This is a genomic window from Thermaurantimonas aggregans (assembly GCF_003851885.1).
In the GTDB taxonomy this organism is placed as follows: domain Bacteria; phylum Bacteroidota; class Bacteroidia; order Flavobacteriales; family Schleiferiaceae; genus Thermaurantimonas; species Thermaurantimonas aggregans.
Map to the genome: position 1 here is coordinate 113,361 of NZ_BHZE01000004.1, position 13,576 is coordinate 126,936.

General features: G+C 43.7%; 13 protein-coding genes. 7 read left to right on the top strand and 6 right to left on the bottom strand.

The window, feature by feature from the left end; translation table 11 throughout:
• The first annotated feature begins 4 nt into the window (after window positions 1-4).
• From EIP89_RS03295 to cmk, 4 genes are all read left to right on the top strand, one after another.
• Window positions 5-1,075 (top strand): alkane 1-monooxygenase, encoded by a 1,071-nt coding sequence (locus EIP89_RS03295; protein WP_124397228.1) that lies wholly within the window; start codon window positions 5-7, stop codon window positions 1,073-1,075.
• Entirely contained in the window at window positions 1,035-1,460 is a 426-nt protein-coding gene (locus EIP89_RS03300; protein WP_124397229.1) for a PaaI family thioesterase, read from the top strand. The genes EIP89_RS03295 and EIP89_RS03300 overlap by 41 nt, the downstream gene beginning before the upstream one ends.
• Window positions 1,461-1,624: 164 nt before the next feature.
• The gene (locus EIP89_RS03305) at window positions 1,625-2,170 is read left to right on the top strand and encodes a hypothetical protein (RefSeq protein WP_124397230.1); all 546 of its coding nucleotides are present in this window, start codon (window positions 1,625-1,627) and stop codon (window positions 2,168-2,170) included.
• A complete protein-coding gene (gene cmk / locus EIP89_RS03310; RefSeq protein ID WP_124397231.1) occupies window positions 2,167-2,886 on the top strand; it encodes a (d)CMP kinase in 720 nt (239 codons plus the stop codon). Before EIP89_RS03305 ends, cmk begins: the two co-directional genes overlap by 4 nt.
• Here cmk and EIP89_RS03315 read toward each other — a convergent pair.
• From EIP89_RS03315 to EIP89_RS03325, 3 genes are all read right to left on the bottom strand, one after another.
• Window positions 2,877-3,164: an acyl-CoA-binding domain-containing protein gene (locus EIP89_RS03315; protein WP_124397232.1), complete on the bottom strand. Its 288-nt coding sequence runs from the start codon at window positions 3,162-3,164 to the stop codon at window positions 2,877-2,879. The genes cmk and EIP89_RS03315 overlap by 10 nt on opposite strands.
• 148 nt (window positions 3,165-3,312) lie before the next feature.
• The gene (locus EIP89_RS03320; protein WP_245966090.1) at window positions 3,313-3,639 is read right to left on the bottom strand and encodes an FtsB family cell division protein; all 327 of its coding nucleotides are present in this window, start codon (window positions 3,637-3,639) and stop codon (window positions 3,313-3,315) included.
• A 79-nt stretch (window positions 3,640-3,718) separates the two neighbouring features.
• Window positions 3,719-4,732 (bottom strand): 2-oxoacid:ferredoxin oxidoreductase subunit beta, encoded by a 1,014-nt coding sequence (locus EIP89_RS03325; protein ID WP_124397233.1) that lies wholly within the window; start codon window positions 4,730-4,732, stop codon window positions 3,719-3,721.
• Between the two features lie 166 nt (window positions 4,733-4,898).
• Here EIP89_RS03325 and EIP89_RS03330 point away from each other — a divergent pair, with 166 nt between their 5' ends.
• Window positions 4,899-5,951 carry a cytochrome-c peroxidase gene (locus tag EIP89_RS03330; RefSeq protein WP_124397234.1) on the top strand — a complete coding sequence of 351 codons (1,053 nt, stop codon included), beginning with the start codon at window positions 4,899-4,901 and terminating at the stop codon, window positions 5,949-5,951.
• A gap of 38 nt (window positions 5,952-5,989) precedes the next feature.
• Window positions 5,990-6,484: an azurin gene (gene azu / locus EIP89_RS03335; protein ID WP_124397235.1), complete on the top strand. Its 495-nt coding sequence runs from the start codon at window positions 5,990-5,992 to the stop codon at window positions 6,482-6,484.
• A gap of 431 nt (window positions 6,485-6,915) precedes the next feature.
• Here azu and acnA read toward each other — a convergent pair whose 3' ends face one another.
• The 3 genes from acnA to mutS form a co-directional block, all read right to left on the bottom strand.
• The gene (gene acnA, locus EIP89_RS03340) at window positions 6,916-9,648 is read right to left on the bottom strand and encodes an aconitate hydratase AcnA (protein ID WP_124397236.1); all 2,733 of its coding nucleotides are present in this window, start codon (window positions 9,646-9,648) and stop codon (window positions 6,916-6,918) included.
• 24 nt (window positions 9,649-9,672) lie between these two features.
• Window positions 9,673-10,149, bottom strand: a complete 477-nt coding sequence (locus EIP89_RS03345; RefSeq protein WP_124397237.1) for a Dps family protein — start codon at window positions 10,147-10,149, stop codon at window positions 9,673-9,675.
• A gap of 79 nt (window positions 10,150-10,228) precedes the next feature.
• Window positions 10,229-12,784 (bottom strand): DNA mismatch repair protein MutS, encoded by a 2,556-nt coding sequence (mutS, locus tag EIP89_RS03350; RefSeq protein ID WP_124397259.1) that lies wholly within the window; start codon window positions 12,782-12,784, stop codon window positions 10,229-10,231.
• 45 nt (window positions 12,785-12,829) lie between these two features.
• On the opposite strand from mutS, the gene EIP89_RS03355 reads away from it, so the two are divergent.
• Window positions 12,830-13,378 (top strand): RNA methyltransferase, encoded by a 549-nt coding sequence (locus EIP89_RS03355; RefSeq protein WP_124397238.1) that lies wholly within the window; start codon window positions 12,830-12,832, stop codon window positions 13,376-13,378.
• The last annotated feature ends 198 nt before the right edge of the window (window positions 13,379-13,576 follow it).

Genomic DNA, 13,576 nt, shown 5'->3' on the forward strand with positions numbered 1-13,576 from the left:
ATCAATGAGAAAGTATCGCTATCTGCTTTCTTTTACTATCACGTTTTCTACCATATTAGCTTTTCAGTCAGATGGTTGGTTATCCTTTGCTACAGTGATGTATGCCTTTGGTATTTTGCCCTTACTTGAATTAGTACTCCCGGCAGACCCATCTAATTTTTCTGATAGCGAGGAAACAATTTTAGCTAAAGACAAGCTTTTTGATTTTTTTATTCTGGCTGCAGCAGCTAGTCAATTCGTCCTTTTTGGATATTTCTTGCTCAATATTGCAACGGTCGATCCTTCACAGCTTACATTTTGGGGCAGGTCGCTTTCCTTCGGAGTGCATACTGGAGTTATGGGAATTAACGTAGGACATGAGTTGGGCCATAGAGTCGAAAAATGGATGCAGCGCATCGCCATGGGGCTTCTTTCCACCTCGCTTTATGCACACTTTTTCATAGAGCACAATTTCGGACATCACAAAAATGTAGGCACTCCGCACGATCCCTCTTCTGCCCGCTTAAACGAACCGATATATAGCTTTTGGCTGCGGGCAGTTAGCCAGGGCATTATTTCAGCGTACAACATTGAAAAAAATCGACTCCAACGGAAGAAACTGCCCGTGTTCAGTGTTCACAATCTTTTTTTAATACTCATGCTGGTGCAGACTGCACTCTTAATAGGTGTTTACGCAATTTTTGGCAAAACTGTATTACTCGCTTTTCTCCTCTCTGCCACTACCGGATTTCTATTGCTCGAAACTGTAAATTACATTGAACATTACGGACTTACCCGCAGAAAAGTAAGCGACCGCAGGTATGAAGATGTAAACGTAACCCACTCGTGGAACTCTGATCATATCATCGGCCGCAGCGTGCTCTTTGAACTCTCAAGACACAGCGATCACCATGAAAATCCTTACCGTAAATATCAAATTTTAAAACACTACGACCAAAGTCCACAAATGCCCACAGGATACCCAGGAATGATGCTGCTTACGCTCATTCCTCCGCTTTGGTTTTATGTAATGAACAGAAAAATCAATCAATTACATGGAGATCAGCAAGGAAGAATTGCTACGCAAGTTCAATGAGCGCTCACGCACTACATTGATGGATACACTACACATTCAATACACGGATGTAGGACCAGACTATTTGGTAGCTGAAATGCCTGTAGGCCCTCAAGTCCATCAGCCATATGGGGTTTTGCACGGTGGTGCCACCGCAGCTCTTGCAGAGAGCGTAGGTAGTGCAGCTTCAGCTTTACACATCGATCGAAATACTCAGCAAGTGTATGGCATTGAAATCAGTTGCAATCACTTGCGCTCCATTTCTGAAGGCAAAGTCGTAGCAACCGCCAAAGCTATTCATTTGGGAAGAAGCACACATCTCTGGGAAATCGAAGTTCGTGACACTGAAGGCAAGTTAATCTCACACTGTAAGCTCACCAATATGGTAGTTTCAAAGAGAAATTAATTTACAAAGTTTAGCGAAATAAAATTCAATTCAGCCCGGAGTTATTTCCCTCACTTATCATAAATCACGAAACCAATAAGTCGATAAAAACAGTCAAGTTGGTTGAATGTTCTTCTTCTTGCGAATACTCATGTAAAATTGTACCTTTGCTGAAACGCAATTAAATGTCTCGCGCTTTTAGGTATCTATTTCTATCTCTGTTAATAGCCACAACCATTTCTTGTAAGAAAAAGAGCAAAACTGACCCAGAACCCCCAATTAAACCGCTTAAAGAACTTCTACCTGGCTCTTGGAGATCAATTACTTACAAAGCTTCAGCGCGTATAACCCTTTCAGGTGTCGAATACGAATTGATCAGATCTGTAAAAAACGGTGAAATAAACTGTGTTATAAATGCAGCTTTTGATCGCCTCTACTTCGAAGGTCAAGGCACATTTGAAACTACAATTCGAGTAGCAGGACAAAATCTGCAAACAATGGATCAGCTTTTTAGCTATTCGCAGCAAAACTCAAATTATCAAATCACCACAGCTGAAGTAAACTCTTTTGAAATGGTGCGAGTGGGTGAAAGCAACCCAAACACCATAGTTGTACAAGTGGTTAGACAATCAGATAATCAGCTTAAAATCTCTTTTGAACAAGCTGAAAACATTGAAAATCTCGGAATGGTCAACTTTCAGTACGAATACGAACTCACAAAAAATCCATGAATCCCAAACAGCTCACTATAGCCATCGACGGATTTTCCTCAACAGGCAAATCGACACTTGCCAAAGACCTGGCAGTGGCTTTGGGATTAAACTACATCGACTCAGGGGCGATGTACCGAGCAGTGGCTCTATATGCCCTCGAAAACAATTTGGTTCACGATGGACAGATAAGTCCTGAACTAGTAAAGAAACTTGACGACATTCATATTGCCTTCCAGTTCAATCCTACTAATAAAAAGAGCGAAACTTTTTTGAATGGTCGAAATGTAGAAGATAAAATTCGCTCAACCGCGGTAAGCGCTGTAGTAAGTGAAGTTGCAGCAATTCCTGAAGTGCGTCGTCATTTGGTGTACTTGCAAAAAAATATGGGAAAAACAGGAGGCGTAGTAATGGACGGCAGAGATATTGGCTCAGTTGTTTTTCCAGATGCCGAGCTGAAAATCTTTATGACTGCTGACGAGGATGTACGCGTATTAAGACGTTGGAAAGAACTAAAAGACAAAGGGTACAACACCACTATTGAAGAAGTAAGAGAAAATTTAAACCATCGCGATCATTTAGATACGACACGTGCTGATAGCCCACTAATAAAAACTGAAGACGCTATAGTACTCGACAACAGTAACCTCTCTCAACAGGAACAACTCGAGCTCGCTATTAGCTGGGCTAATAAAGCAAAGGCGATTGTTGAAGAATCACAGAAGGTTCAGTGCTGAACAGATTTTAAAAGGCGGATAAATTCTTTTTGCGCAACGCCTTTAGGCATGCCTTTAAGACGAGCCCAAGCGTCGTGTAGCAATGTCTCCATTACCATGGAATATCGCTCAGGCCTTGGATTAGGATTGTCGCCTAAAGTTGCTTGATTTTTATATGCTTCTAGTAAAATTCGAATATCTAAGGGCAATTCATGGTAATTCACTGACTTGATAATCTTCTGAAAATCAGAATCAGAAGCTTTAGTAACTGAAGGTAACGGAATTTCTTCTAAATACATGGGAAATAGATCTTGTCAGATATGCTTTATAAACGATGAGAAATATTTGAAGGTTAGTTCTCCTCAGGGATTTTTTATTTGGTATTTTAAAATCTTAGCAAAAGTAGGTAGATATTGAAAATCAATTACTTAAAAAGTTATTAGAAAATTACTCTTCGAGTTCGACGATAAAAATCGCCTCAGTAGGTTTTTTAAAGTAGTACTGTTCTCTGGCAAAGCGCTCTAGCATATCTGGATTGCTTTCCAACTGCTCGATCAACTTTTTATCTTTCTCAATTTCTGATTTGTAAAATTCGATGGCTTTGCGTGTTTGCCGAATTTCTTTGTAAAGCTTGTAGTGAATTTTAAGCGAATGGGTATCTAAAAAGAGCATCCAAATCAAAAAAAGCACGCCCGAGAGCACATAGCGATTTCTCATCCAACCAAGCGAAGGATGGTTTAAAAGCATTCGGAGGCTGTTAAGTGCTTTTTTCATTTGAATGATACAAATAAAAGAAACTAAGGCCGTTAATAAAATGCGCGGCAACAAGTATTATCCACAATGTTTTGTTATTTCAGTTCACCACCCAGGTTTGCGAACCGGCTATCAGCTTATCGAGCGAAAGATCTTTTTTCGTTGCCTTAGCTTGAGCGATTTGTTCATTGGCCAGCGACTCATATGTTGGGCGATTAATCTGATAGAAAATTCCGAATGGACGTGGGAAAAAGTTTTCATCGCCCGGCATTTCAAAAAAGTTAGCCAAAATCCACGCTTTTGTCAAATCTTTTGGATCGTGAATCCAGAGATCGTCGGCCGTAAATTGATCTCCCAAAGTGACAATTTGAGGTGTACAGCCATCTAATCGAATTCCTTTATCTTGCTGTGCACCGAAGATTAAAGGTTGACCCGGCACGAGATTGATTGTATTGTCAGCTTTGTGTGCTTTATCTGAAAAAATCTCAAAAGCACCGTCGTTAAAGACGTTGCAATTTTGATAAATTTCAATAAATGATGTGCCTTTATGAGCTATGGCCTCGCGCAGTACATAACGCAGATGCTGAGGATCTCGATCGATGGTGCGTGCCACAAATGTGCCTTGCGAACCAAGAGCCAATGCAATTGGATTTACAGGATGATCAATAGTTCCGTAAGGCGAAGATTTTGTCTTCTTCCCGAACTCTGAAGTAGGCGAATACTGGCCTTTTGTGAGTCCATAAATCTCATTGTTAAAGAGTAACACTTGAACGTCCAAATTTCTTCGAAGCAGGTGCATGGTATGATTTCCACCGATAGAGAGTCCGTCGCCGTCGCCGGTAATGATCCAAACGCTGAGCTCAGGACGGGTCATTTTGAGGCCGGTCGCAATGGTAGCAGCCCTGCCATGTATGCCGTGCATCCCATAGGTATTCATGTAATAAGGGAAGCGCGATGAGCAACCGATACCACTCACAAAGACAATCTCTTCTGGCCTCAAACCTGTTTCGGGAAGTACGCTCTGAACTTGCTTTAATATAGAGTAATCACCGCAACCAGGACACCATCTTACCTCCTGATCACTCACAAAGTCCTTGGCTGTTAAGACGTTCATTGATATTAAAATTTCTCTACAAAGGTACTTTAGCGGTAAGCTTGCTAAATGATTTACATCAGATAAAAAGGTGATTCGGATTATAGTATTTTTCTATTAAAAATAAACATTGTTAGATTTTAATAATTTATATGCTTTCACTATCTTTGTTCAAAACAAAATGCCTATGAAAAAGCACACACTAATTGTATCAGCTGCAGTTCTAACAGCTCTCATTGCAAGCCAGGCTTGTAATCAATCAGCCGAAAAAGAGAACGCTGCCGAAACAGAAGCTTCCTTCACAGCCGAAGATTCAACGCTTTGGAAAACTGCTTCAAACATTTTCAAGCCTCTACCTCCAATTGAGGTGAATTTAGAATCCCCACTGTTCAAATTGGGTGAAAAGCTTTACCACGAAACTGCCCTCTCAGCCAACAACCAAATGAGCTGCAACACTTGCCATCAGGTAGCCAATTATGGTGTTGACAACGAGCCAACATCTCCAAGCTTTGACAAGAAGGCTCGTGGCGAGCGCAACAGTCCTTCTTCTTATAATGCGAGTTTGCACATTGCCCAGTTTTGGGATGGTAGAGCTGCTGACCTCGTAGAGCAAGCCAAAGGACCTATCCTGAATCCGGTAGAAATGGGATTGAAAAACGAGAAAGAAGCTGTAGCCAAAATTAAAGCAATACCAGAGTACAAGGAATTGTTTGAAGCTGCTTTTCCGGGCGAAAAGGATCCTATCACATATCACAACATCGCTTTGGCCATTTCTGAATATGAGAAATCACTGATGACTCCTTCGCCTTTTGATGAATACCTCAAGGGCAACTATGCTGCTCTCGATGCCAAACAGCGCGAAGGTCTAAAGACTTTTATCGAAACAGGATGCATCACCTGCCATACTGGCGTAAATCTAGGTGGACACATGTACCAAAAATTTGGTTTGGTAAAAGGCCCCTACTGGGAATACACCGGTTCTGAGCGCCAAGATGTAGGTCGCTATGCAGTAACAAAAAATGAGGCTGATATGTATGTATTTAAAGTACCTTCACTTCGCAATGTAGAGAAAACTTGGCCTTACTTCCACGACGGCAGTGTGGCTGACTTGAGCAAAGCTGTTCGAATTATGGCCACTACTCAGTTAGGTCGTGACCTGAGTAACGAACAGACTGATGCCATCGTTGCATTTTTGCGCAGCCTAACCGGCGAAATACCTAAACATATTGCCTCAAATTAAATTTTAACCATAAAATCTATAAATTAGAACACCGAAAAATGAAGACCAATCGTTTAGCTATTTTACTCTTAGCCCTTGCAGCTGCATGTGGTGGAGGTGCAGAGAAAGAAGCAGCTACTGCTCAAGAAGAACAAGCTGTACAAGAAGAAGTACCGGCTGTCGTAGAAGTGGTAATCGAGGCCAACGACCAAATGAAGTATAACCTCGACCGCATCGATGTGAAAGCCGGTCAAAAGGTAAAATTGACCCTAAAGCACGTAGGACAATTACCCGTAGAGTCAATGGGTCACAACTGGGTATTGCTAAAGCAAGGTACTGATGTGGCTGAATTTGCAACAGCTGCTATCAACCACAAAGACAACGGATACATCGACCCTGCCAAGGCTGATCAAGTAATCGTAAAAACTGAAATGATCGGCGGTGGTCAAGAAACTACTATTGAGTTTGATGCTCCTGAAAAGGGTATTTACGACTTTATCTGCACCTTCCCCGGTCATTACAGCATGATGAAGGGCAAGTTTGTGGTAATGTAATTCAAAGAAAAACACAGTTATTTAAAGGGTGTCCGATATTTTTCGGGCACCTTTTTCATTTTAAAACTTTTCCTTTTTAAATAAATCGCTTAAAAAATGTATGCTTTTGGCAGAAATGCCAATAAAGTATCTTTTCTAAACCTTTTAAAAAATTGATTTTCTTATAATTAAAAATTGTCAGCCAAAAGTCATTACTGATTATAGCTTTTTTGAATTTTTTAATTCATTAAATACATACGATTAAAATTTTGCTCCACAACAAAACACTGAATCGATAGTTTACTGGTAAGAGGATGCTAACGAGCCACTGTATGTGGATTGAATTACACAGAAGCTGAAACCTGGTAAGTACATACGTGAGATATCAAAATTAAAAAAACCGCCTTGCGAAACCTCGCAAGGCGGCTTTATTTGAGAACAATATGAGTGAATTAATTTGCCAAGAACTGACGGAGAACGTATTGTAAGATACCACCGTGTGTATAGTAGGCAATTTCGATTTTTGAGTCGAGGCGGCACATGACCTGGAAAATCTTTTGGGCACCAGCGTGGTCAGTAGCCGTTACGGTGAGCAGTTTACCCGGTGTAAGACCCTCAGTTATTCCAGATATAGTAAACGTTTCACGACCGGTGAGGCCAAGGGAGTCAGCATTCTGACCATCGAGGAACTGAAGTGGCATTACACCCATTCCTACCAAGTTTGAGCGATGGATTCGCTCATAGCTCTCTGCAATTACGGCGCGAATACCGAGTAAATAGGTGCCTTTTGCCGCCCAGTCGCGGGAAGAACCAGAACCGTACTCCTTGCCAGCAAGTACGATAAGGGGTGTATTTTCAGCTTTATAACGCATGGCTGTGTCATACACTGTGTCTTCCACGCCTGAGGGTATGTGTACGGAGTACCCTCCCTCACGAGTTGCAATGCGGTTTTTGATTCGAACGTTGGCAAAAGTACCGCGCACCATCACTTCGTCGTTACCGCGACGTGATCCATAGGAGTTGAAGTCTTTTTTCTCTACCCCGCGAGAAATAAGGTACTTGCCGGCGGCAGAATCTTCTTTAAAAGAACCGGCAGGCGAAATATGGTCGGTAGTGACGCTATCGCCGAGCCAGAGAAGAACACGTGCACCTTCGATATCTGTGGGAGTAGAAGGTGTGTCGGGTAGATTTTTGAAGAAGGGTGCTTCTTTGATGTAGGTAGATGAACTATCCCATTGGAAGGTTTTTCCTGTGGGTGCATCGAGGGCTTGCCATTGCTCATCGCCTTCGAAGATGGTTGAATAGCTGCGCTTGAAATCCTCTGGTGTAATAACGCGGGTAATGGTAGCGCGAATTTCCTCTTCTGAGGGCCAGATGTCGCGCAAATAGACGGGCTCGAGATTGGGATCATACCCAATGGGTTCATTAAGTAAGTCAATATCCACTCTACCGGCAATAGCATACGCAACTACCAGTATGGGCGACATAAGGAAGTTCATCTTGACCTGAGGGTGTACCCGGGCTTCAAAGTTGCGGTTACCTGAGAGCACTGAGGCTACGACAAGGTCGTTCTCGTCAATGGCTTTAGCAATTGGAGCTGGAAGTGGACCGGAGTTTCCGATGCAAGAAGTACAGCCATAACCGACTACGTGGAATCGAAGTGCTTCCAGGTCAGTGAGCAAACCTGAGCGCTCGAGGTAGTCGGTTACTACTTTAGAGCCGGGTGCTAAAGAAGTCTTTACCCAGGGCTTTACATTCAAACCACGCTCGCGAGCTTTGCGCGCGAGAATACCAGCACCGATCATTACGGAAGGGTTCGAAGTATTGGTACACGATGTGATGGCTGCTATCACCACGCTGCCGTCGGATATTTGTTCGGTTTCCGTGCCAATTCTCACTGCAGCCGTGCGGAGGGTTTTCACATCCTCAGTCACTGCTATATCTGCATCTACTTCCACAAGCTCACCGCGCTCTTCTACTGGCAGATACCTGCGGCCGTAGTTGGTTTCAAGAAGTGAAATGAATTTACTCTTAAATTCTTTGAGCAAGATTTTGTCTTGCGGACGCTTCGGTCCGGAAACAGTAGGTTCAATAGTGGAGAGGTCGAGCTCGATGAGTTGCGAGTATTGGATTTGAGCGTTGTCGTCGCGCCAGAGGAGGTTGGCTTTGCAATAGTCTTCAACCAGCTTTACCGTTTCTTCGCTACGGTTGGTAGTGCGCATGTATTCGAGCGTGCGATCGTCGATGGGGAAATAGGTAATGGTACAGCCAAACTCGGGCGACATGTTAGAGATTGTAGCGCGGTCAGGTACTGAAAGATTGGCCAAGCCAGGTCCAAACACCTCTACAAACTTGCCGACTACCTTATGTCGACGGAGCAGCTCAGTAATGGTAAGCACCAAATCAGTAGCTGTAGTGCCTACGGGTAGGCTACCTGTGAGTTTAAGACCCACTACTTCAGGCGTAATAAAGTAAATCGGCTGACCGAGCAATGCTGCTTCGGCTTCGATACCGCCTACACCCCAGGCAACAACGCCAATACCATTCACCATCGGGGTATGTGAATCTGTACCTACCAGGGTGTCGGGGAAGGCTACACCATCGCGCACAATTACGCCGGTAGCCAAGTATTCCAGATTTACCTGGTGGCATATACCCATGCCCGGAGGCACAACCGAGAAGTTTTTAAAAGACTTCTGTGCCCACTTGAGCAGCTGATAGCGCTCGCGGTTACGCTCGTACTCTACTTCGACGTTTTTCTTGTATGCGTAGCTTGTACCAAAAAAGTCAACGATTACGGAGTGGTCAATGACTAAATCAACAGGAATAAGCGGGTTTATGGTGTCAGGCGACTTGCCACGACGGGCAACTTCATCGCGAATAGAAGCGATATCCACTACCGCCGGCACACCGGTGAAATCTTGCATCAGAACACGACCGGGTTTGAAGGGAATTTCCTTATCCGGCGGTGTGGGCTGCCAATGCAGGATAGTTTCGATGTTCTCGCGTGTAATCCCGAAATCGTCGAAATTGCGCAGGGCATTTTCCAATAAAATTCGGATCGAATACGGCAAGTGAGAAACTTTGTGGCCTGCTTGCTCCAATGCCTTAAGAGAATAATATTTAAATGTACCCGAAGCTGTTTTTAGCTCGCGTACGATACCAAAAATATCGTTATTTTCCATAATAATTTGCGTTATGAGGGGGCATTACTTATTTAAGAAAGCTGAATACATCCAGCTAAGTTTTTCCTGCTCGCGAATATAGTCACTCATAAGCGCATTGGTGCCTTCATCGTTGGCATCGGCAGAGAGGTCGAGCAATTCACGCTGGCTGGAAATAAGTATTTTAAATGCTTCAAGTATTCCTTTTACACATTCTCTTCCATCGAACACGTTTTCATCTGGTTTAATAGTAGCATTTTTTAGAATAGTAGCATAAGAATGATAGGGTGTTTGCCCCAGGGTAAGAATGCGCTCTGCTACTTCATCAATTTTCACAATTAAATCGTTGTATAATTCTTCAAATTTCATATGCAATTCGAAAAATTTTTCACCACGAATATTCCAATGATATCCGCGAACATTCATGTAAAAAACAGAGTAATTGGCCAACAACTTATTGAGTTTTTCTGCTAAAACTTTTGCTTTTTCCTTTTCTATTCCAATAATATTCAGATTTTCCATAATTTTTTGATTTTAGGTCAAAGGTACTTTTTAATGACTTAGAAGCCTATTAAAATCTTTTATTTAGAATAGTTCTATATTATGATTTTTTTAGTACAACACCTTTGATTTCATTCAACTTTATAAGTGCTTCTATAGGTGTGATAGCATTGAGGTCAAGGTTGCGCAGTGAGGCTCGTATTTCTTCGAGCACGGTATCCTCGAGCTGAAAGAGGGAAAGCTGTATTTCGCGGGGCATCTGTTTAGTGTGTTCTTTAGATCGCTCTTCGAGCTTTTCAAGCATCTGGCGGGCATGCTGTATGACAAGTGCTGGTAAACCAGCCATCTGGGCCACATGGATTCCAAAAGAATGTTCGCTACCACCAGGTACTAGCTTGCGAAGAAATACGATGGTATTTTTTGCTTCTTTTACGCTGATAGAAAAATTTTTGATGCGCTCAAACTGGCTCTCCATCTCATTCATCTCGTGGTAATGAGTGGCAAATAAGGTGAAAGGCCTGTGAGGATGATCATGTAGGTAGCGGGCAATAGACCAAGCAATTGATATGCCGTCGTAGGTACTTGTACCGCGTCCTATTTCATCGAGCAGTACAAGCGATTTTTCAGATATATTGTTTAGAATGAGCGATGTCTCAATCATTTCTACCATAAAGGTGGACTCGCCCTGCGAAATGTTGTCAGAGGCACCCACACGCACAAATATTCTGTCAAGAGGTGTAAGTGTCGCACTTTCAGCGGGAACGAAGCTGCCAATCTGTGCAAGGAGACAAATTAAGGCAGTTTGCCTAAGCAAGGCTGATTTGCCCGACATGTTCGGTCCGGTAATCATCATCACCTGGCAATTTTCTTTGTCGAGAAGAACATCGTTAGGAATATAATCTTTGCCGGGTGGTAGTTTTTGCTCAATTACCGGATGGCGACCCGCCTTAATGTCGATTACTGTGTTCTCCGTCAACACAGGTCGGGCATAGTTCATTTCTAGTGCCAGCTGGGCCAGAGCCACATAAATATCTGTTTCAGCCAATACCCGTGCACACTGTTGCAATGCTGGCAACGAGAGCATCAATTGCTCGATCAACTCAGAAAAGAGCTGAGTTTCAATGGCTGCAATTTTTTCCTCAGCTGTTAGAATCTTTTCTTCGAAGATTTTCAGCTCTTCTGTGATGTATCGCTCGGCGTTTACTAAGGTTTGCTTTCGAATCCAATGCGCAGGCACTTTGTCTTTATGCGTATTTCGCACCTCAATGTAGTAGCCAAACACATTGTTGAAAGCCACTTTTAGATTCGATATTCCAGTAGATGCACTTTCGCGCTGCTGCAAGTCGAGTAAGAAGTTCTGGGCATTTTCGCGAAGCCTTCGCAGTTCATCGAGCTGAGCATCTACACCCTCTTTTATCACATTGCCCTTGTTCACAGCTACAGGAGCGTCTTCGTGCAGGCGGCTCAACAACAACTGCCGCACACCCGATGTGTGTGGCATTCTCCTTGCCAGGCGTTGAGTAGCTGCCCCCTCTACAGAGAGAAGAGAAGTGATTTCTTCAGCCACAGCTAAGCTACGGGCTAAGATCATCAGCTCTTTTGGGGTGGCTTTTTGAGTGGCAATTTTTGAAGCGATCCTCTCGATATCAATGAGCTGCGAAAGTTTCTCTCCCAACTGCCGCAAGCTGTCCACATGGTTTACAAACCACTCTACCATGTCGAGCCGCTCGTTGATTTTGTCTGAATTTTTGAGCGGAAACGAAACCCAGCGCTTTAGCATGCGCGAACCCATTGGGGTGTGCGTGCGGTCGATTACATCGAGCAGGCAAGTGCCGTCTGGCGAGAGGGATTGAAAAACCTCCAGATTGCGAAACGTAAAGCGATCGAGCCACAGGTGATCTTCATTTCCGATGCGCTGAATAGATGAAATGTGTGATAGATCTTTCTGCTGTGCTTCGCGCATGTAGTGTAATGCTGCACCAGCCGCCACAGCAGCTGCTTGATATTGATCGAGTCCAAAGCCTTTTAAAGTACTTACCTTAAACTGCTGCAGTACCTGCTCTTCGGCATAAGTGCCTCTATAGATCCAATCGTCAAGACAGTACTGAAAGCCTACCAACGAAATCAGCGGTTCTAGTTTTTCGAAGGCTTTTTTTGGATACAAGATCTCCCCCGGCTTTGTTGAAGAGAGAATTTTTTCTATATCAGTAGCGCTGCCTTGTGCATAGTAAAATTCCCCAGTCGATATATCGACCAAGGCTAAGCCTATTTCTGTTTCGCCGGCAACGATCGAAGCCAAAAAATTGTTTGACCGCGAGGGAAGTAGATTATCGCTAAGCGCAAGACCAGGAGTTACGAGCTCAGTTACGCCCCGCTTCACAATTTTTTTGGCCATCTTGGGATCTTCTAGTTGGTCGCACACTGCCACGCGATAGCCTGCGCGCACCAGTCGTGGCAAATAAACCTCCAACGAATGGTGCGGAAAACCAGCCAACTCCACCTCCGCTGCTGCCCCGTTCGACCGCTTGGTCAGCACTATGTCGAGCGCTCGTGCCGTTTTAATGGCATCTTCGCCAAACGTCTCATAAAAATCGCCTATTCTAAAGAGCAATATCGCATCCGGGTATTTTGCCTTAATGCTGTAATATTGCTTCATCAGCGGGGTGTCAGCTCCTTTGCTCAATGTTTCAGCGTTTTCAGTATGCAGAAGATTCCAAACGAAGCCCTGGGCAGGCTTGATGTAGAAACATTCAAACAGGCTCCAAAAATACCACTGACCATCGTATTAGACAGCGTGCGCTCTATGCACAATGTAGGCTCCATCTTCCGCACGGCCGATGCCTATCGCATCGAAAAAATTCTGCTTTGCGGTACTACCCCCACCCCACCCCATCGCGAAATACACAAAACCGCGCTTGGTGCTACTGAATCGGTTGAATGGGCTTACTATCCTGACATCCTACAGACCCTAGGTAATTTAAAAAAAGCTGGCTATACACTTATAGCCATCGAGCAGGCCACCGATGCCATTACTCCAGCTGATGTACCGCATATCTGCCTTCAGCATCAGAAATTCGCTCTCATCTTCGGTCACGAAGTTTTGGGCGTAAGCCAAGAAGCCATCGACCAGTGCGACTATTGCCTCGAATTGCCGCAATACGGCACTAAGCACTCGCTCAACATTTCCGTATGCGCTGGCATAGTGTTGTATGAATTTTTCAATAATCTCCGCGCCCGAATCAGTCTCTAAACCTTAGCAGAGTCCTCTTTAATCCTTTCTGCCCCAGTAGTTTTATTCTTTTGATTTTATTTATTTGGGGGCTCCTGACTTCTTTGCCTTGCCCAGTAGTTCGTGCTTGGCCAAACAAAGCATCGAAATTTGACTTCATTTGTGAATACCCATTCCAATGCCTCACTCGTCATTGGCCATGGACCACATTAAAAGAAC